Origin of the sequence: Amycolatopsis sacchari (assembly GCF_900114035.1) — a bacterium.
Lineage (GTDB): Bacteria > Actinomycetota > Actinomycetes > Mycobacteriales > Pseudonocardiaceae > Amycolatopsis_E > Amycolatopsis_E sacchari.
In genome coordinates this window covers 54,862-74,007 of record NZ_FORP01000018.1, presented here as the reverse complement: position 1 = coordinate 74,007, position 19,146 = coordinate 54,862, and the positions used below count along the sequence as shown (strand labels likewise).

The 19,146-nt window shown below is 70.3% G+C and carries 20 protein-coding genes; 6 read left to right on the top strand and 14 right to left on the bottom strand.

All coding sequences use genetic code 11. The annotated features are described in order from the left end of the window. Positions 1-3: 3 nt before the first annotated feature. Positions 4-2,316 carry an FdhF/YdeP family oxidoreductase gene (locus BMZ92_RS25830; RefSeq protein WP_091512540.1) on the top strand — a complete coding sequence of 771 codons (2,313 nt, stop codon included), beginning with the start codon at positions 4-6 and terminating at the stop codon, positions 2,314-2,316. Positions 2,317-2,465: 149 nt separating this feature from the next. Here BMZ92_RS25830 and BMZ92_RS25825 read toward each other — a convergent pair whose 3' ends face one another. Both BMZ92_RS25825 and BMZ92_RS25820 read right to left on the bottom strand, forming a co-directional pair. Next, positions 2,466-3,224: an SDR family NAD(P)-dependent oxidoreductase gene (locus tag BMZ92_RS25825; RefSeq protein ID WP_091512539.1), complete on the bottom strand. Its 759-nt coding sequence runs from the start codon at positions 3,222-3,224 to the stop codon at positions 2,466-2,468. Beyond that, positions 3,221-3,640: a VOC family protein gene (locus tag BMZ92_RS25820; RefSeq protein WP_091512536.1), complete on the bottom strand. Its 420-nt coding sequence runs from the start codon at positions 3,638-3,640 to the stop codon at positions 3,221-3,223. The genes BMZ92_RS25825 and BMZ92_RS25820 overlap by 4 nt, the downstream gene beginning before the upstream one ends. A gap of 69 nt (positions 3,641-3,709) precedes the next feature. On the opposite strand from BMZ92_RS25820, the gene BMZ92_RS25815 reads away from it, so the two are divergent. Further along, positions 3,710-4,390 carry a GntR family transcriptional regulator gene (locus tag BMZ92_RS25815; protein WP_091512534.1) on the top strand — a complete coding sequence of 227 codons (681 nt, stop codon included), beginning with the start codon at positions 3,710-3,712 and terminating at the stop codon, positions 4,388-4,390. 231 nt (positions 4,391-4,621) lie between these two features. Here BMZ92_RS25815 and BMZ92_RS38860 read toward each other — a convergent pair whose 3' ends face one another. Then, the gene (locus BMZ92_RS38860; protein ID WP_425425857.1) at positions 4,622-4,738 is read right to left on the bottom strand and encodes an MFS transporter small subunit; all 117 of its coding nucleotides are present in this window, start codon (positions 4,736-4,738) and stop codon (positions 4,622-4,624) included. After that, entirely contained in the window at positions 4,735-6,102 is a 1,368-nt protein-coding gene (locus BMZ92_RS25810; RefSeq protein WP_091512531.1) for an L-lactate MFS transporter, read from the bottom strand. Before BMZ92_RS25810 ends, BMZ92_RS38860 begins: the two co-directional genes overlap by 4 nt. Positions 6,103-6,209: 107 nt before the next feature. Here BMZ92_RS25810 and fdhD point away from each other — a divergent pair, with 107 nt between their 5' ends. Both fdhD and BMZ92_RS25800 read left to right on the top strand, forming a co-directional pair. Beyond that, positions 6,210-7,052: a formate dehydrogenase accessory sulfurtransferase FdhD gene (gene fdhD, locus BMZ92_RS25805; protein ID WP_091512529.1), complete on the top strand. Its 843-nt coding sequence runs from the start codon at positions 6,210-6,212 to the stop codon at positions 7,050-7,052. 38 nt (positions 7,053-7,090) lie between these two features. Next, complete coding sequence (locus BMZ92_RS25800) at positions 7,091-7,984, top strand: alpha/beta hydrolase (RefSeq protein WP_425425856.1); 894 nt, start codon at positions 7,091-7,093, stop codon at positions 7,982-7,984. Positions 7,985-8,097: 113 nt separating this feature from the next. Here BMZ92_RS25800 and BMZ92_RS25795 read toward each other — a convergent pair whose 3' ends face one another. Beyond that, positions 8,098-8,589, bottom strand: coding sequence for a winged helix-turn-helix transcriptional regulator (locus BMZ92_RS25795; RefSeq protein WP_091512523.1), 492 nt, complete (start codon positions 8,587-8,589; stop codon positions 8,098-8,100). Positions 8,590-8,688: 99 nt separating this feature from the next. Here BMZ92_RS25795 and BMZ92_RS25790 point away from each other — a divergent pair, with 99 nt between their 5' ends. Then, entirely contained in the window at positions 8,689-9,180 is a 492-nt protein-coding gene (locus BMZ92_RS25790; RefSeq protein WP_245783255.1) for a tautomerase family protein, read from the top strand. A 40-nt stretch (positions 9,181-9,220) separates the two neighbouring features. Here the strand turns inward: BMZ92_RS25790 and BMZ92_RS25785 are convergent, their stop codons facing one another. The 5 genes from BMZ92_RS25785 to tig form a co-directional block, all read right to left on the bottom strand. Continuing rightward, entirely contained in the window at positions 9,221-9,622 is a 402-nt protein-coding gene (locus BMZ92_RS25785; RefSeq protein WP_091512519.1) for a hypothetical protein, read from the bottom strand. Between the two features lie 114 nt (positions 9,623-9,736). Continuing rightward, a complete protein-coding gene (clpX, locus tag BMZ92_RS25780; RefSeq protein WP_091512518.1) occupies positions 9,737-11,032 on the bottom strand; it encodes an ATP-dependent Clp protease ATP-binding subunit ClpX in 1,296 nt (431 codons plus the stop codon). 247 nt (positions 11,033-11,279) lie between these two features. Further along, positions 11,280-11,903, bottom strand: coding sequence for an ATP-dependent Clp protease proteolytic subunit (locus BMZ92_RS25775; RefSeq protein WP_091512515.1), 624 nt, complete (start codon positions 11,901-11,903; stop codon positions 11,280-11,282). 26 nt (positions 11,904-11,929) lie between these two features. Continuing rightward, the gene (locus BMZ92_RS25770; protein WP_091512514.1) at positions 11,930-12,544 is read right to left on the bottom strand and encodes a ClpP family protease; all 615 of its coding nucleotides are present in this window, start codon (positions 12,542-12,544) and stop codon (positions 11,930-11,932) included. A gap of 139 nt (positions 12,545-12,683) precedes the next feature. Next, on the bottom strand, positions 12,684-14,081 hold the full coding sequence (gene tig / locus BMZ92_RS25765; RefSeq protein ID WP_091512511.1) for a trigger factor: 1,398 nt from the start codon (positions 14,079-14,081) through the stop codon (positions 12,684-12,686). A 191-nt stretch (positions 14,082-14,272) separates the two neighbouring features. On the opposite strand from tig, the gene BMZ92_RS25760 reads away from it, so the two are divergent. Next, positions 14,273-15,859 (top strand): FAD-binding oxidoreductase, encoded by a 1,587-nt coding sequence (locus tag BMZ92_RS25760; RefSeq protein WP_245783251.1) that lies wholly within the window; start codon positions 14,273-14,275, stop codon positions 15,857-15,859. 90 nt (positions 15,860-15,949) lie between these two features. On the opposite strand, the gene BMZ92_RS25755 is transcribed toward BMZ92_RS25760, so the two are convergent. The 4 genes from BMZ92_RS25755 to BMZ92_RS25740 are packed head-to-tail and all read right to left on the bottom strand — an operon-like array spanning position 15,950 to position 18,978. Next, positions 15,950-16,807 (bottom strand): ABC transporter ATP-binding protein, encoded by an 858-nt coding sequence (locus tag BMZ92_RS25755; RefSeq protein WP_091512507.1) that lies wholly within the window; start codon positions 16,805-16,807, stop codon positions 15,950-15,952. Further along, complete coding sequence (locus tag BMZ92_RS25750) at positions 16,804-17,202, bottom strand: GntR family transcriptional regulator (RefSeq protein ID WP_218153554.1); 399 nt, start codon at positions 17,200-17,202, stop codon at positions 16,804-16,806. Before BMZ92_RS25750 ends, BMZ92_RS25755 begins: the two co-directional genes overlap by 4 nt. 46 nt (positions 17,203-17,248) lie before the next feature. Beyond that, positions 17,249-18,235, bottom strand: a complete 987-nt coding sequence (locus BMZ92_RS25745; RefSeq protein WP_091512501.1) for an ABC transporter permease — start codon at positions 18,233-18,235, stop codon at positions 17,249-17,251. Further along, complete coding sequence (locus tag BMZ92_RS25740; protein WP_091512498.1) at positions 18,232-18,978, bottom strand: ABC transporter ATP-binding protein; 747 nt, start codon at positions 18,976-18,978, stop codon at positions 18,232-18,234. Before BMZ92_RS25740 ends, BMZ92_RS25745 begins: the two co-directional genes overlap by 4 nt. Positions 18,979-19,146 lie beyond the last annotated feature (168 nt).

Genomic DNA, 19,146 nt, shown 5'->3' with positions numbered 1-19,146 from the left:
GGTGTGACACGGAACGCGCCGAGGGCCGACATCGACGAGGCCCAGCTGGAAGTCTCGAAGCCGAAGGACTGGGCCGCGGGCGTGCCCGGGGTGGCGGTCTCGCTGCTGCGGAGCGTGGAGCAGATGGGCGCCGGCCGGACGGTCCGCGCGCTGCGCCTGCTCAACCAGCGCCAGGGCTTCGACTGCCCGGGCTGCGCGTGGCCGGAGCCGCAGCAGGCCGACGGGGAGCACCGCAAGCTCGCCGAGTTCTGCGAGAACGGGGCGAAGGCGGTCGCCGAGGAGGCCACGAAACGCCGTGTCGGCCCGGAGTTCTTCGCCGCGCACCCCGTGTCCGAGCTGGCCGGCAGGACGGACTACTGGCTGGGCCAGCAGGGCCGCCTGACGCACCCGATGGTGCTGCGCGAGGGCGCCACGCACTACGAGCCGATCTCCTGGGACGACGCGTTCGCGCTCGTCGCGTCGAAGCTGCAAGCGCTTTCCTCGCCGAACGAAGCCGTCTTCTACACCTCCGGCCGCACCAGCAACGAGGCCGCGTTCCTCTACCAGCTGCTCGTGCGTTCGTTCGGCACCAACAACCTGCCGGACTGCAGCAACATGTGCCACGAGTCCTCGGGCGCGGCGCTGACCGAGTCGACCGGGATCGGCAAGGGCTCGGTGAGCCTCGCCGACATCCACCGCGCCGACCTGGTCGTCGTGGTCGGGCAGAACCCGGGCACCAACCACCCCCGCATGCTTTCGGCGCTGGAGGAGGCCAAGGCCGCCGGTGCCCGCGTGATCGCCGTGAACCCGCTGCCCGAGGCCGGGCTGATGCGGTTCAAGAACCCCCAGACGCCGCGTGGCGTGCTGGGCAAGGGCACCGCGCTGGCGGACGAGTTCGCGCAGATCCGGCTCGGCGGTGACCTCGCGTTGTTCCAGGCGATCGGGCACCTGCTGCTGTCGTGGGAGGAGGCGGCGCCCGGCACGGTCGTCGACCACGACTTCGTGGGTTCCTCGGCACACGGCTTCGACGCCTACGCCAAGCACCTGCGGGAGCTCGACTGGGCGGCGATCGACGCCGCGACCGGCCTGCCCCGCGAGCAGATCACCCGGATCGCGCGGATGATCGCCGAGTCCGAGCGCACCGTGTACTGCTGGGCGATGGGCGTGACGCAGCACCGGCACGCCGTCGCGACGATCCAGGAGATCACCAACGTCGCGCTGCTGCGCGGCATGATCGGCAAGCCCGGGGCGGGCCTGTGCCCGGTGCGCGGCCACTCGAACGTGCAAGGCGACCGGACGATGGGTGTCTGGGAGAAGATGCCCGAGAAGTTCCTGCTGGCGCTGGAGGCGGAGTTCGGCATCCCGGTGCCGCGCGAGCACGGCTTCGACACGGTCGCCGCGATCCGCGCGATGCGGGACGGGAAGGGCAAGGTCTTCTTCGGCATGGGCGGCAACTTCGCCGCCGCCACACCGGATTCCGAGGCGACCGAGCGCGCGCTGCGGGCGTGCGAGCTGACCGTGCACGTCTCCACGAAGCTCAACCGGTCGCACGTGGTGCACGGGAAGACCGCGCTGATCCTGCCCACACTGGGCCGCACCGAGCGGGACGTGCAGGCGAGCGGGCCGCAGTTCGTCACGGTCGAGGACTCGATGTCGTGCGTGCACGCCTCCCACGGCCGCCTGCGCCCCGCGAGCGAGCACCTGCTGTCCGAAGTGGCCATCGTGTGCCGCCTCGCGCGGGCCCTGTTCGGGCCGGACCACGCCGTGCCGTGGGCTGAGTTCGAGGGCGACTACGACCTGATCCGCGACCGCATCGCGCGCGTCGTGCCGGGCTGCGCGGACTACAACGCGCGCGTGCGGCAGCCGGACGGGTTCGTACTCCCCCACCCGCCGCGTGACGCGCGCGAGTTCCGCACGGACACGGGCAAGGCGAACTTCACGGTCAGCGAGCTGGAGTTCCCGCGCGTGCCGGAGGGGCGGCTGCTGCTGCAGACGCTGCGCAGCCACGACCAGTACAACACCACGATCTACGGCCTGTCCGACCGCTACCGCGGCATCGAGGACGCGCGGCGCGTGGTGCTGGTGCACGCGCAGGACATCGCGGCACTCGGCTTCGCCGACGGCGAGGTCGTGGACCTGGTGTCGGAGTGGGAGGACGGCGAACGCCGCGCCGAGCGTTTCCGCCTGGTCGCCTACCCGACGGCCCGCGGCTGCGCCGCCGCGTACTTCCCCGAGGCGAACGCGTTGGTACCTCTGGGTTCCGTGGCGAAGAAGTCGAACACGCCGGTGTCGAAGGCGGTCGTGATCAGGCTGGAGAAGGCGGCCCGAGCGTCCTGAGCACCTGCGCGAGCGCCTTGTCCCAGTCGGCCCAGAAGTCGGCCGCCTGTCGTCATCGGCCAGCCTTCCTGCGGACTCTGCCGGGGATACTCACGTATCCCGGCGGGTCCGGTGGAGGAAATCCGCCAGGCTTCACCCCGATGGACCAATCACGTCCGCAGGTAGGACGCCCCGTTCAGGTCGAGGATCGCGCCCGACGCCCACGTGGAGCCCGGCGAGGCGAGGTAGACGATCGCTTCGGCGATCTCGCCCGGCTCCGCGACCCGGCCGAACGGGCTCTGCGCCCGCAGCGCCTCGCCCCGCTCGCCGGTGAGCCAGTCGGCGACGCGTTCCGTCGCGATGAAGCCCGGCGCCACCGAGGCGACCGAAATGCCGTGTGGTGCAAGGGAAACCGCGAGTGACTGGCCCATCGAGTGCAGCGCGGCCTTCGTCGCGCCGTACGCCGGGTGGTCCGGTTCGCCGCGGAACGCGCCACGCGAGCCGACGTTCACGATGTGTCCGGGTACGTCTCGGGCGATCATGTGCCGGGCGACGCAGTACGTCAGGTCGGCCGCGCCGAGCAGGTTCACCGCGACCGATTCGCGCCACATCCGTTGCCAGTGCTCGAAAGACGTGTCGGCGAGCGGGTGCGCGGTGGCGTTCGTGGTGACGACGGCGGCGTTGTTGACGAGCACGTCGACGCCGCCGAGCGCCTCTTCCGCGGTGTCGGCGATCCGCTGGGGTGCGGTGGTGATGTCACCCTGGACGAGTGTGTGTCCCTTGCCCGGCAAGGCTTTCAGGGTCGTCTCGGCGTCGGCCCGGTTCGAGTTGTAGTGCACGGCCACGCGGTCGCCCCGGTCGGCGAAGGCGTGCGCGACCGCCCGCCCGAGCCCGGACGCCGCACCCGTGACGAGGATGCCGCGGCTCATTTGGCGAACAGCTGGGACTCGTCGCGGAACGCCTTGAACTCCAGCGCGTTGCCCGCCGGGTCGTGCAGGAACATCGTCCACTGCTCCCCCGGCTCGCCCGCGAACCGCTGGTAGGGCTCGATGACGAACTCGGTGCCCGCGGCGCGCAGCTTGTCGGCGAGCTCGTGGAAGTCCTCGACGGACAGGATCAGCCCGAAGTGCGGCACCGGCACGTCGTGCCCGTCGACGGGGTTGCGGCCCGATTCGGTGCGGGCGCCGGGGACGACGTGCGTCACCACCTGGTGCCCGTGGAAGTTCCAGTCCACCCACGCCGTGTCCGACCGCCCCTCGGGCAGGCCGAGCACGCCGCCGTAGAACTCGCGGGCACGTGCCAGGTCGTCCACCGGGATGGCGAGGTGGAATCCGGGTCGGGTCATTTCGGCTGCTCCTCAGGTCGGCTTGTCCTCAGCTTGACCTTCCGGATGTCCGAATGTCAACATTCGGACATGGAACCGGTTCAGCGGCGGGGTCTCGCGGGCGAGGCGGCCGACCGCATCCGTGAGGAGATCTTCGGGGGGCGGATCACCCCCGGCAGCGCGCTGCGCGAGGTGGAGCTCGCGGCGCTGCTGCAGGTCAGCCGCGGTTCGGTGCGTGAAGGGCTGGCGGTGCTGGAGCGTGAGGGGCTCGTGCAGAGCGTGTGGCACAAGGGCACCCACGTCATCGGGCTGACCGAGGCCGACGTCGAGGAGGTGTACGCCGTGCGGGCGGCCCTGGACCGGCTCGCCTCGGTCACCGCAGCGGAGCGCGCCACGCCCGAGCAGCTCGACGAGCTGGACCGCCTGGTGGACCGGATGGTCAGGGAGACCGACGGGATGCGGATGCTGGCGCTGGACCTGGAGTTCCACGAGAGGATCTACGACGCGGCAGGCAACCGGCGGCTGCTCGACGCGTGGCGAGCGGTGCGTTCGCAGGTGCGGCTGTTCCAGTCCCACCGCGTGCGCCTCGGCCACGACCGGTACCGCGCCGCCGCCTGGGGCGAACACCGGGAACTCGCGAAGCTCATCCGCGCCCGCGACACCGCCCGGCTCGCGGAGGTGGCGGAGGAACACGTGCACTCAGCCCGCCGGGCACTGGTCGAGAAGCTGGCGCGGCCCCCAAGGAGGCAATCAGCGGGGTCGAAGGGCTGAGGGCGCCAGACGCGAATCCTTCACGGGACCGCCGCCGGTTTCCTGGGCAACCAGAGTGGGCGTGGTCCGGGAAACCGAACTCCGCCGACAGAAGCCGCCCCGCCTGCCGCCGACCACCGCCCGAGCGCCCGGCGTCCACCGCCGAAAACCCCAGCCCGGCCACCCAAGTAACCGCCCGGGCGCCCGGTTTCGCCAGGCCACCGGCCTCGGCCCCCCGAAACCCCGGGGAACTCAGCCCCCGAAGAGCTGGACCACCTTGCGGATCAGCTCGTAGACCCCGTACGCGAACGGCAGCCCGACCCACAGCCACGCCAGGGTCAACAGCCACGGACGCCTGCCCTCGTTCATTCCGCTTCCTTCCCCGCGGGCACGCCCGGCCGCCCCGCCGCCGGCTCGTGGTACTTCTCCTTCACCGGCCGCACGAACTCGTTGGCCACGAAGCCCACGACCAGCAGCGCGATCATGATGTAGAACGACGTCGTGTACAGGTCCGGCCCCTGCTTGCCCGCCTGCTTCTCGCTGTCCGCGATCGCGTTGACGATGAGCGGGCCGACGACGCCCGCCACCGACCACGCGGTCAGCAGCCGCCCGTGGATGGCGCCCACCTGGTACGTGCCGAACAGGTCCTTGAGGTACGCGGGCAGCGTCGCGAAACCCGCGCCGTAGAACGACAGGATCACCATCGCGCACAGGATGAACACGACCTTCGACGAGTTCCCCGTCAGCGCGATGACCAGGTACAGCACCGCGCCGATCCCGAGGTAGCCGCGGTAGATGTTCTTGCGCCCCACCAGGTCCGACGTGGACGACCACACGAACCGGCCCAGCATGTTCGTCAGCGACAGCAGCGCCACGAACCCGGCCGCGGCCGCCGCGCCCACCGGCACCGACGTGCCGCGGAAGAAGTCGGTGATCATCGGCGACGCCTTCTCCAGGATGCCGATGCCCGCGGTCACGTTGAAGCACAGCACGATCCACAGGCACCAGAACTGCGGTGTCTTGATCGCGTTCGCCGCCGAGACGTTCGCCGTCGTGATCAGCGCGTTGCCGTTCGCCTTCGGCCGCTCCCAGCCCTTCGGCTTCCAGTCGTCCGCGGGCACGCGGATCAGGAACACGCCCAGCGACATGAACACCGCGTACACCAGCCCGTGCACGAGGAACGCCGCGCCGATACCGCCCGGCGTGCTGCCGAACGTCTCCAGCATCTGGCTCGACCACGGCGACGCGATGAGCGCGCCACCGCCGAAGCCCATGATCGCGATCCCCGTCGCCATGCCCGGCCGGTCGGGGAACCACTTGATCAGCGTCGACACCGGCGAGATGTAGCCGATCCCGAGCCCGATGCCGCCGACCAGCCCGTAACCCAGCACCACGAGCCAGTACTGCGACGTCGCCGCCCCCAGCGCCGAGATCAGGAACCCGGTCGAGAAGCACGTCATCGACACGAACATCGCCCAGCGCGGGCCGTTGCGCTCGACGAGCGTGCCGCCGAACGCCGCCGACAGCCCCAGCATGACGATGCCCAGCTGGAACGGCAGCGCGCTGAGCGTGCCCGACAGGTGCAGCGCCTTCTCCAGCGGCGGCTTGAACACGCTCCACGCGTAGGCCTGCCCGATGGACAGGTGCACCGACAACGCGGCGGGCGGGATCAGCCAGCGACTCCAGTTGGCGGGCGCGACCGTGTGGGAACGGTCCAGGAAAGTGACGGCCACAGTGCTGCTCCCCTAGGCTGGATGGTGACAGCAATCTAGTACCGAAAGCGTGTCGCCGCACCAACGGGTTGTGGAACTTTCGGGCAGAGCGGCGGGGAGTGACGACCATGGGCAGGGTGACCGTGCGGCGGCCGGTGCGGGTGCTGTCCGAGACGGGGCAGCGGCGGCGGCCGGATTCGCTCGCCGCCGAGGAACCGCTGGAGATCCGCGTCGGCGGGAAGGCGCTCGCGGTGACCATGCGCACCCCCGGGCACGACGTCGAACTCGCCCACGGCTTCCTGCTGTCCGAGGGGGTGCTCGGCTCGCCGGACGACGTCTTCGCCGCGCGCTACTGCGACGGTGTCGACGATCAGGGCCGCAACACCTACAACGTGCTGGACGTGACGCTCGCCGAGGGCGTGGCGCCGCCGGAGACCGGGGTGGAGCGCAACTTCTACACCACGTCCTCGTGCGGCGTGTGCGGGAAGGCGGCGCTCGACGCGGTCAAGCTCAAGACGCGGTTCGCGCCGGGGCAGTCCCCGTTCGCGGTCACGCCGGAGGTCCTGGCGAAGCTGCCGGACGCGCTGCGCGAGCAGCAGAAGGTCTTCGCGAGCACGGGCGGGCTGCATGCGGCTGGCCTGTTCACCGCCGACGGCACCCTGCTCGCGGTCCGTGAGGACGTGGGCAGGCACAACGCCGTGGACAAGGTGCTGGGCTGGGCGCTGCTGGCGGGCCGGGTGCCGCTCGGCGACACCGGGCTGCTGGTGTCCGGGCGGGCCTCGTTCGAGCTGGTGCAGAAGGCCGCGATGGCCGGGATCCCGCTGCTGGCGGCGGTGTCGGCACCGTCGTCGCTGGCGGTCGAGCTGGCCGAGGAGAACGGCATGACGCTCGTCGGCTTCCTGCGCGGCGCGAGCATGAACCTCTACACCGGGGAACAGCGCGTGCTCGAAAAGGCCGCCGCCGCGTCCTGACCGTTTTCCGGGGCCCGTGCATACGCTTGAATGGTCCGGTGGACAGACTGCGCTTCAGCCGCCGATCGCTCTTGATCGCCGGCGCCTCCGGGCTGGGCGTGGCCGCGTTCACCGCCGGTACCGCGACCGGCGTGCTGCCCGTGGACGAGGCGGTGCAGCGGGCGCTCGGCGTGACGTCCTCGACCCCGGTGAGCCAGCTGGGGTTCGCGCGGGTGGAGCGCGTCTGGTCGGCCGCGCGCGGTCGTGAGGTCGACTTCGTGACGTTGCTGCCGAGCAAGTCGCCGCCGCGGGACCTGCCGATGGTGCTGGTGCTGCACGGCCTGCACGGCCGCGCCCGCACCGCCGCGCCGACGGGCACCCTCAACGAGCTGGCCGGCCGCGTCGCGCGGCGTTCGGTGCCGCCGTTCGGGTTGGTCGCGGTCGACGGCGGGGACAACTACTGGCACCAGCACCACCCGGGCGACGACCCGATGCGGATGCTGCTGGACGAGGTGCCGCAGTGGCTGCGCCGCCGTGGTCTGGGCGGCGCGGCCGGGCGGCCGTTCGCGGTGCTGGGGATGTCGATGGGCGGGTTCGGCGGGCTGCTGTACGCGCGGCGCCGGGCCGAGCGGCGCCAGCCGCTGGACGCGCTGGCGTTGCTCGCCCCGGCGCTCATCCTGTCCTGGCCGGAGATGGCCAAGCGCGGCGCGTTCCGCGACGCCGCCGACTGGGCGTCGATGGACCCGCTGAAGCACCTCACGGCGACCGGCAGCGTGCCGACCGGCGTGTGGTGCGGCACCGAGGACCCGTTCATCGAGGGCGTGCGGAAGTTCATCGCGGCGACGCACCCCGCCGTCGCGTTCACGGCACGCGGCAAGCACGGCGACTCGTTCAACCGCACCGTGGTGCCCAGCGTGATCGGCTTCCTCGGGCGGCACGTACCCCTGGTCTAGCTGTGCTGGACCGTTTCGGGCTTGAGGTGCTCGGGTGACTCGATGGCGTGGACCCTGGCGCGGCTGACCGTCACCGGTCAGCCACTGTCGATCAGCATAGTCCGGGACGATGCTCAGGAGCTTTCCACGAAGCGCGCGCCCGGCCCTGGCGTGCGGCTGATGTCCTCCGGGGCGAGGTGGCTGTGCCCCGCAGCGCATTCGAGGACGATCTTGACCGGCTCGTCGCAGGAGCTCGCACCGTCGGCGGGCCGGTGCCGGACGATGACCGACGGGCCCTGCGGGTCGGCGAGGTACCTGTCGCCCCATTCCAGGAGCGCCACGAGCGTGGGGCGCAACGCCAGGCCCTGCTCGGTGAGCTCGTAGGCGAAGCGCCGCCGGTCCCCGGGGTCCTGGTAGGGCACGCGCCGCATCACTCCCGCGGTCACCAGGGTTTCGAGCCGGGTCGCCAGGAGGTTCTTGGCGATCCCGAGGCGGGAGTGGAACTCGCCGAACCGGCGCGCGCCGTCCAGCGCTTCACGGACGATCAGCAGAGACCAGCGCTCCCCCACCACCGAGAGTGCGCGCGCCACCGAGCAGTTCACCGGGTCGATCCGCCGCGTCTCCATGGGGCGAGTGTACCCATCTGAGTTTACAAGTTGTACTGAGCACTTGTAGGCTCCGGCCTGAGTTTAAGAACTGAACTTACAAGGAGGCCGACCGTGCCCATGCTCGACGTCTACATCCCCGAGGGTGCGCTCCAGCCGGACGCCGAGGCGGCGCTGCTGAACCGCATCACCGAGATCCTCATCCGCAACGAGGGGTTCGACCCCGCCGACCCGGTGAGCCGTTCCGTCTCCTGGCTCTGGCTGCACCGGCCCGCCGGCGTCTACGTCGGCGGTCAACCCGCGGGCGCACCGCGCTACAAGATCGTCCCGTCCGTCCCCGAGGGGCAGCTCGACGAGCAGCAGCGTGCGAACGTCATCGCCGAGGTCACCGAGGCGATCCTCGACGCGGAAAACGGCGCCTGGCCGCGTGACGCCAGCCGGATCTGGGTGTTCCCCACCGAAATCCCCGAGGGTCACTGGGGCGGCTGGGGCCGGATCAGGCCGCTGGCAACCATCCTCGCCCGGCTCACCGGCAACGACACCAAGCAGGCCCGCGCGCTCGCGCGTCAGCGGATCTCCGCCAGCCGGGCCGAACACGCCCGCCTGCCGTGATGAGCGGGAACCCGCGGGGGGAAGGCTTTCTGATGCGGCGCTAGTGCATCCAGCTGGACACGCGGGACAGGGCCCAGAAGCCGACGAAGATGGCGGCCAGGGTCAGGGACGACCAGAACAGCAGGCGGCGGTCGTCGTCGGTGGTGGCGCGGACCTTGCGGAGCGTGAACCAGCCCGCGACGAACAGCGGGACCGGCAGCAGCGGCAGCGGGGACAGGCGCACGAGCGTGGCGACCAGGCACACGGCGGTGAGGGCGATCAGCACCACCAGGACGCCGCGGTGCACGTGCCGGTGGCTCAGGTACGGCGTGATGATCCGGTACGTCAGATCGCTGATCCCACGCACATCGCCCCGGCCCTCCGGGACGACGGTTTCCGTGTCCGCGGTACCGGTCGTGGCGGTTTCGGTCCCCTGAGCGGGACCTGCCCCCTCGACGCTCATTCGCGTAGCTTATCCGCCCCGTCCCCGACCCGTTCGGGCAATGGCCCCTTACCCACGGCGACGAAAGCGGGACTCTTCTCGGTCGCCCGGGTAGTACAGCGGCCCCGCCGCTGACTAGGCGGTCTTCTCGCCGCGCTCGGTGCTGCGGCGGCGGGAAGGCTGCCGGGACACGATCGTCGGGTTGACGTTCTCGCGGACGGTCTGCTCGGTGATGACCACCTTGGCGACGTCGTTGCGGCTCGGGATGTCGTACATCACCGGCTGCAGGACCTCCTCCATGATGGCGCGCAGCCCGCGGGCACCGGTGCCGCGCAGCACCGCCTGGTCCGCGATCGCCTCGAGCGCCGTCTTCGTGAACTCCAGCTCGACGTTGTCCATCTCGAACAGCTTCTTGTACTGCTTGACCAGCGCGTTCCGCGGCTCGGTCAGGATCCGCACGAGCGAGTCCTTGTCGAGGTGGGTCACGTTCGCCACGATCGGCAGGCGGCCGATGAACTCGGGGATCAGCCCGAACTTGATCAGGTCCTCGGGCATCGTCTCGGAGAAGATGTCGCTCTCCTCGATCTCGGTCCTGGTGCGGATGTCCGCGCCGAACCCGATGCCGCGCTTGCCGATGCGGTCGTTGATGATCTTCTCCAGGCCCGCGAAGGCACCGGCCACGATGAACAGCACGTTCGTCGTGTCGATCTGGATGAACTCCTGGTGCGGGTGCTTGCGCCCGCCCTGCGGCGGCACCGAGGCGGTGGTGCCCTCCAGGATCTTCAGCAGCGCCTGCTGCACGCCCTCGCCCGAGACGTCCCGCGTGATCGACGGGTTCTCCGACTTGCGGGCGATCTTGTCGACCTCGTCGATGTAGATGATGCCGGTCTCGGCGCGCTTCACGTCGTAGTCGGCGGCCTGGATGAGCTTGAGGAGGATGTTCTCGACGTCCTCGCCGACGTACCCGGCCTCGGTCAGCGCGGTGGCGTCGGCGATGGCGAACGGCACGTTCAGCATCTTCGCCAGCGTCTGCGCGAGGTAGGTCTTGCCGCAGCCGGTGGGGCCCAGCAGCAGGATGTTGGACTTGGCGAGCTCGACCGGCTCGTCCTTCGAGTCCTTGGGGCCGGTCTTGTCGTCGGACTGGATGCGCTTGTAGTGGTTGTACACCGCCACCGCGAGCGTCCGCTTCGCGTCCGACTGGCCGATCACGTACTGGTCGAGGAACTCGTGGATGTCCAGCGGCTTCGGCAGCTCGTCGAGCTTCACGTCGCCGGCTTCGGCCAGCTCTTCCTCGATGATCTCGTTGCACAGATCGATGCACTCATCGCAGATGTACACGCCGGGGCCGGCGATGAGCTTCTTCACCTGTTTCTGGCTCTTCCCGCAGAAAGAACACTTCAGCAGGTCTCCGCCGTCGCCGATCCGTGCCATGACCGTTGACCTGTTCCCCTCCGGAGCGCCGGATCGGCGCACCTGATCGTCTACCTGCCCTCGCCGCCGAGACAGCGGATGCGAACCTCGCCTCTGACGGTACCCGCCCGGAGCCCGGTGCGGGAGGACCATCAGTCCCCGGGGAATGCCCGGAAGGCCCGACCACCGCTCCCGACCGCGGCGGTCGCAGCCTAATCGGGGGACCGGGCACGCGTCCGTCCCGACACGCGCCCGGTCCCCCGGTGGTTCAGTTGGCGAGCTTGCGGTACGACAGCACCTCGTCGATGATCCCGTACTCCTTGGCCTGCTCGGCGGTGAGGATCTTGTCGCGCTCGACGTCGCGGCGGACCTCTTCCTCGCTCTTGCCGGTGTGCTTGGCCAGCGTGCTCTCCATGAGGCGGCGCACGCGCTGGATCTCGTTGGCCTGGATCTCCAGGTCCGACACCTGGCCGTACGTGCCCTCGGTGGCGGGCTGGTGGATCAGCACGCGGGCGTTGGGCAGCGCGAGCCGCTTGCCCTTGGTGCCCGCGGCCAGCAGCACGGCCGCCGCGGAGGCCGCCTGGCCCAGCACGACGGTCTGGATCTCCGGGCGCACGAACTGCATCGTGTCGTAGATCGCCATCAGCGCGGTGAACGAGCCACCGGGCGAGTTGATGTAGATCGTGATGTCGCGGTCCGGGTCCTCGTGCTCGAGGTGCAGCAGCTGGGCCATCACGTCGTTGGCCGACGCGTCGTCCACCTGCACGCCGAGCATGATCTGCCGCTCCTCGTACAGCTTGTTGTACGGGTTCGACTCCTTGACGCCGTAGCTGGTGCGCTCGACGTAGGACGGCAGGATGTACCGGGATTGCGGAAGCTGGAAGTTGCTCATTTTCTTGTCTCCTTGTCCACGCCCGGTCAGTGGCTGCCGTTGGGCGAGGGAAGCTGGTTCTCCCGGCTCAGCACGTGGTCGACGAAGCCGTAGTCACGGGCCTCCTCGGCGGTGAACCAGCGGTCGCGGTCGCCGTCGCGGATGATCTGCTCGACCGTCTGACCGGTCTGCTCGGCGGTGATGCGCGCCAGCTCCTGCTTCCACTTGCCGAAGACCTCGGCCTGGATCGCGATGTCGGAGGCGGTGCCGCCGACGCCCGCGGACGGCTGGTGCATCAGGATGCGCGCGTGCGGCAGCGCGTACCGCTTGCCCGGGGTGCCCGAGGACAGCAGGAACTGCCCCATCGACGCCGCCAGCCCCATCGCGTACGTCGCCACGTCCGGCTCGATGAGCTGCATCGTGTCGTAGATGGCGAAGCCGGCGGTGACCGAGCCGCCGGGCGAGTTGATGTAGAAGCGGATGTCGGACTCGGAGTCCTCCGCGGCCAGCAGCAACAGCTGCGCGGTGATCCGGTTCGCCACCTCGTCGTTGACCTCGGAACCGAGCACGACGATGCGCTCGGCGAGCAGCCGCTCGAACACCGAGTCGGTCAGGTTGAGCCCCGCGGTGCTGGTCCGCGCCTCGGGCTTGTGCTGCGTCACGTCTGCCTGCCTTTTCGCCGCCGTGGACCTCGCGAGGAGATCCACTGTGGACGTCCTTCGAAGTTTGAGATCTTGCATTCGACCCTAACGAACTCGGGCGGCGCAGAAGTCCTGACACCGCCCGAGTTCGCTCAGAGCTTTACTTTTCGGTCGCGGACTCCGCACCCTCGGTGACCTCGGTCTCATTCGCCGGGGTCTCGACGGCGGCCTCGTCCTCGTCCTTGCCGAACAGGTCCTCCAGGTCGACCTCGGCACCCGAGGCGTCGGTCACCTTCGCGCGGCGCACGACCGAGGCCAGCGCCTTGCCGCGGCGCACGTCCGCGTAGATGGCCGACAGCTGGCCGGACTGCTGGGCCCGCTGCACGTACTCGTCCGGGCTGATGCCGAAGCGCTGCGCCTGGTAGATGATCCGCTCGGTCAGCTCGGCGTCGTTGACGCTGGTCTGCTCGGCGTCGGCGATCGTGTCCAGCAGCAGCTGCGTGCGCACGGCCTTCTCCGACTCGGTGCGCACCTCCTCGTTGAACTCCTCCAGCGTGCGGCCCTGGGACTCCAGCAGCTGGGCCAGCGCCTCCTCGCTGTGGTCGAGGTCGTGGACGGCGTCGTGCTTGCGGCTCTCGACCTCGGCCTCGACGACCTTCTCCGGCAGCGGCACCTCGACGCTCTCGAGCAGCTGGTCGAGGATCTTGTCGCGGGCCTGGACGCCCTGCTGGACCTTCTTCATCCGGGCCAGGCGCTCACGCAGGTCGGCCTTGAGCTCGTCGATGGTGTCGAACTCGCTGGCCAGCTGGGCGAACTCGTCGTCCGGCTCGGGCAGCTCGCGCTGCTTGATGCTCTGCACGGTCACCGAGACCTCGGCGTCACGGCCGGCGTACTGCCCGGCGACGAGCTTCGTGGTGAAGGTCTTGGTCTCGCCGGCGTTCGCGCCGATGATCGCGTCGTCGATGCCGTCGACGAGCTGGCCGGAGCCGATCTCGTAGGACAGGCCCTGGGTGGCGGCCTCCTCGACCTCCTCGCCGTCGACCGTGGCCGACAGGTCGATGGAGACGAAGTCGCCGTTCTCGGCGGGGCGGTCGACGCCGGTCAGGGTGCCGAACCGGGCGCGCAGGTTGTCCAGCTCGGCCTGGACCTCCTCGTCGGAGACCTCGACGTCGTCGACGGTCACCGCGAGGCCGTCCAGCTCGGGCAGCGCGATCTCGGGGCGGATGTCCACCTCGGCGGTGAACTCCAGCACCTCGCGGTCCTCGAGCTTGGTGACCTCGAAGTCGGGCTGGCCGAGCGTGCGCACCTCGCCGGCGCGCACCGCCTCGAGGTACTTGGCCGGGATGGCCTCGTTGACGACCTCATCGAGCACCGGCGCGCGGCCGATCCGGCTTTCCAGGACGCGAGCGGGCGCCTTGCCGGGACGGAAGCCCGGGATGCGCACCTGCTGGGCGATCTTGCGGTAGGCGCGGTCGAAGTTCGGTTTGAGTTCGTCGAACGGCACCTCGACATTGATCTTGACTCGCGTCGGGCTGAGCTGCTCGACGGTGCTCTTCAACGTGTTCTCCTCGAGCCGTACAGGGATTGGTGGCGGGCACGCGGGTACCCGACGTCCGAGTCTAGGCCAGCGGCCCGTCACGCCGGGTCCGGCCCTGCAAGCAGCGTCAGGACGCGGCGGGAAGTTTACATCCAGCCCTGTTTTGTCTACCTTCTTCGACCAGCAGGTCCCCTATCGGCGAGGAGCCGGTCGTGGCTGGAGTACAGGCGGTGCAGGTCTCACGGGCCGCGGCGGCACTGCCCCGGCTCCGCGTGCGGGTTCCCGCCGTCGTGACGCCCACCCTGTTGCTGTTCGGCTGCTCGCTCGCCCTCGGCGGGTTCGCGGCGTGGCTGTCGCTCCTGCACGTCGCCTCCGGGTGGGTGACGGTGCCGCTGCACGTCGCCGCGATGGTGGGGATGTTCGTGGTGCTGCACGAGTGCGTCCACCACGCCGCGGGCAGGCTGACCTGGGTCAACGACGTCGTGGGGCGGCTGGCCATGCCGTTCGTGTCGGCGTTCGGGGCGTTCGCGCCCGCGCGGTTCCTCCACCTCGCGCAGCACCGGGACGGCGTGGAGGGGCACCTGACGCCGTGGAACGTGCGCGGCCCGGCGTGGCAGCTGCCGCTGCGCTGGATGCTGACCGACCTCTGGCACGTGGCGGCCTACCTGCGCCGCACCGCGGAACGGCCGCAGTGGGAGGTCGCCGAGTCGCTGAGCATGCTCGCGCTCGTGCCGGGCACGATCGTGGCGGTCGTCGCGACCGGGCACGGCTGGGAGCTGGTGCTCGTCTACCTGCTGCCGCAGCGGATCGCGCTCGCCCTGTCGGCGTGGTGGTTCGACTGGTTCCCCCGGCGGCTGCCCGCCGGTGCCCGCAGCTACCACACCGTGCACAACCGGTACCCGAACCTGCCGTTCTACCGGTACCCGCAGGCTTGGCTCGCCGAGCGGGACCTGGCTCCCGCTCCCGCGCCGCGGCCCGCGGCCCCGGAGGTGTTCCACGCGCTCGTCGTGACGGCCGTCCGGCCGCTGACGGGGTGCGCGGTCGAGGTGGCCTTCGCCGTGCCGCCGCACCTGGCGGAGGAGTTCCGGTTCACCCCGGGGCAGCACGTCGTGCTGCGGGCGGACATCGGCGGGGAGCAGGTGGCCCACCCGTACGCCATCACGTCGTGCCCGGAGGAGCCGGAGCTGCGGGTGGCGATCAAGCGGTTGCCGGGCGGGCGGCTGTCCACGTACGCGACGACCGAGCTGCGGCCGGGCGACCGGGTCGAGGTGCGGCCGCCGGACGGGCAGTTCTCGGTGCACCCGTCGCCACAGGGTGAGCACCTGGTGGCGATCGCGGCGGGGGTCGGGATCGCCCCGCTGCTGCCGATGCTCGCGCACGCGCTGCGGACGTCGCCCAAGCACCGGGCGACGCTGCTCTACGTCAACCGCAGCGGGGCCGACACGCTGTTCGCCGACGAGCTGACCGCGCTCGCCCGCCGGTTCGAGGGACGCCTGCGGATCGAGCACTTCCGCACCGACGAGCGCGACCCCGACCTGCGCCCGCCGCGGCCGCCCCGTCCGTTCGACAGCATCGGTTCGGCGCTGGCGATCTGCTACGAGCGCTACCACGCCGGCGGCCTCGACGCGAAGCGCTTGCGGGCGCTGCTGGCGTGCCGCCTGCACCCGGCGAAGGTGGACGAGTGGCTGGTGTGCGCGCCGCGTGAGCTGGCCGGGGTGGTCCACGCGCTGCTGGCGGAGCACCACGTCCCGGAGTCCGCCATCCACAGCGAGCTGTTCTGGTCCGCGGAAGCGGCTTGACGGCCGGTGCCGCGGTCGACGGGCTGGCTCACAGCTCGCGGGCCGGGCTCGAGGAGTGGGACACCCCCTACGGCAGCCCCGGCTATCGCGCTACGGCGATGACCGCCGTTCACGGGCGGCACGCAGGTAGCCCATGACCAGGGATTCCAGGTCGGGTTCCGTGCTCGCCCAGCCCTCGGGTGTCGGCCCGGGCTCCCGCAGCAGCAGCGTGGACTGGCGCTCGGTGCGGCTGGCGCTGATCACGGTTCCGTCCACATCGGACCTGCCCGTGGCCGGGCCGATGAGGATCCGGTGCCGCGCCAGTATTTCCTCGATCTCCCCGTTGACCTGGACCCGGCCCTCGTCGATCAGCAGGATGTGGTCGCACACCTCGCGCACGTCGCTGAGCACGTGCGAGGACATCACCACCGTCGTGCCGCGGTCGGCGACCTCGGTCATGATGATCCGCAGCATTTCGTCGCGGGCCAGCGGATCCAGGTCGGACAGCGGTTCGTCCAGCAGCAGCAGCCGGGGGAGCCGCCGCAGTGCCATCGCGATGGCCACCTGGGTCAGGGCGCCCGCGGACAGGGTGCCGACCTTCGCGTCGTGGTCCACGCCCGCCAGCAGCCCGAGCACCTCGTGGACCCGGTCGGTGGACCAGCGGTCGTTCATGGCCGCGCAGGCGCGCACCTGTTCGCGCACCGTGAGCTCGCGGTAGAGCGAACGGCGCTGCGGCAGGAACGAGACGTGCGGGTGGATGCGGCCCCGCACCGGGGTGCCGAAGGTGCTCACCTCACCGGTCGTGGGGCGGGCGAGCCCCGCCGCCATGCGCAGCAGGGTGCTCTTGCCTGCGCCGTTCGGGCCGACCAGTGCGACGACCCCGCCCTCGGGGATGGTGAAACTGCAGTCGCGGACCGCCCAGCCGGTGCGGTACCGCTTGCCCACCGCGGTCATCGTCAACGGGCTCATGATCGTTCCTCGGTGGGGTAGTGCTCGTCGCGGACCGCGAAGTACAGGGCGTCGACGTCCTCGACGACGAGGCCGTCCTCCCGGGCGCGGCCCATCCAGCCGGCCAGTTCCCGGCGGAGCGGCGCGTCGTCGCCGGCGGTGGCGTCGGAGGACAGCGCCTTGGTCACGAAGGTGCCGAGGCCGCGACGGCCCTCCACCAGTCCTTCCCGTTCGAGTTCGCGGTACGACTTGAGCACCGTGTTGGGGTTGACGGCGGTCGCCTCCACCACCTCCCGCGCCGTGGGCAGCCGGTCGCCGGGGTTGAGCAGTCCCAGCCGCATGGCTTGTTTGACCTGCTGGACGATCTGCATGTAGGTGGAGACCCCCGAGCGCCGGTCGATCCGGAACTCGATCACATCGGTCAGCATAGGTGCTCCCGCAGCTCAGGGGCCTCCGCCGGGCTCACGTCTGACGTCGCAGCACCCACGCGGTACCGGCCAGCAACGCAACCGCGAGGCCGCCGAAGATCGACGCGTCGATCAGGTGCAGCTGCCACGCCTGGCTCTCCGGTATGAAGGACAGGTACTGCTTTCCGAGACCGGACTGCGGCAGGCACGCCAGGAATTCCTCCTGCGTTCTCGGGGACCCGTCCGGGGCCGACTTGCACGCCTGGAGCAGGGCGCGGGCGGTGTCGGCGGCGACCGGTCGTCCCGCGGTGTCGAGCCAGCCCCGTGCGATCGTCATGCCGCCGCCCTGGAGCTCGGCCACGTTCCCGCCGGGCCCGGCCTCGAGGTGCTCCGGGGTGACCAGGTGGGCCGCCAGGCCGGACAGGGCGAAGCGCGCGACGACGAACGCGCCGAGCGTCCCGGTCATCGCCACCAGGGTGCGGCGGGACACCACGCCGAGGAAGGCGCCGAACGCGAAGGCGAACAGCGTGTAGGCAACAGGCGAGGCCTGCTCGATCCCGAAGTTGAGGAAGTGGAACGCCCCGCTGGCTCGCGGGCCGAGCAACCCGGCCGCGGACAGCAACCACGAGACCAGGTACTGCAGCGCGATCAGCACGATCAACGCCGGTGCCAGCGCGACGGCCAGCTTGCTGAACATCCACCGGGTGCGGCTCACGGACTGGGTGAAGGCCAGCACGTGGGTGCCCTGTTCCAGTTCCCTGGCGAACAGGGGAGCGCCGATGAAGACGCCGATCAGGACGGGCAGGCAGAGTATCGCGGCTTGCCCCAGGTTGAGCCGGTCGGTCCACGCCTCGCGGAAGGTGCCGGGCCGATCGGTCGAGCACTCCGGGGCCGCCTGCGTCACGCACCGGCCGAGCCCCAGCGAGTTGATGTCGTGGATCATGCTCGACCGCAGCAGGGCGATGATGCCGGCGCCGACGACCAGCAGTCCGAGCAGGGTGAGCAGTTGCACGCGTTGCCGCCGCCAGGAAACCCAGATCACGCCGCTTCCTCCTGTACTGCCCGGCGCATGTGGTGGAGGGCCAGCTCGCCGAGCGAGGTGCCGCCGGCACTGAGGTGATCGACGTCCCCTGCCAGCAGTACCCGTCCTTTGTGGAGCAGGACCAGGTGGTCGCACACGCCTTCCAGCTCTGCCAGCACGTGCGAGGACAGCAGCACGGTGATGCCCTGAGTCCTCGCCTCGGTGATCAGCGTGCGGAGCACGCTCTCGCGGGCCAGCGGATCCAGATCGGCCAAGGGCTCGTCGAGCACCAGCAGCTTCGGTCGTTTGCCCAGTGCCAGTGCCAGTGCGACGCGGGTGCGCTGTCCGCCGGAGAGGGTGCCGACCGTCGCCTTTGCCGGCAATCCCGCCTGCCCGACCAGGTACTCGGCGTAGCCCTGGTCCCAGGTCTGGTTGGTCCGCGCCCCGAACTTCAACGTCTCGGTGACGGTGAACTGCTGGTACAGCGGCTTCTGCTGGGCCAGGTAGGACACCGCGGGGTGCAGCCCCTTGCCCGTCGGGTGGGCGCCGAACACGGTGATCCCACCGGTCGTCGGGCGCAGCAACCCGGTGATCAGTCCCATCAGCGTGCTCTTGCCCGCGCCGTTCGGGCCGACGAGGGCCACGATCCGGTTTCTCGGAATCACCAGGGAGGTCTCCCGCAGGGCCCATCCCCTGCGGTACTTCTTGCCCAAGCCGTTGGCGATGACCGGAAGTGCCTGGTCAGGCTGCCTTCCCGAGCTCATGGCCGTCTCCTTTCGTCGGCGGCGACCACTGTAGCACCTTTCACTAGTTAACTAGTGAAATGGGGATCACGCGCTCGGTCGTTCCCGTGATTTCCTGTCCATCAGGACGCTGCTCCGATCGCACAGCCGCCACACAGGGAGCACACAAGCACCCCACACGAACGGCGG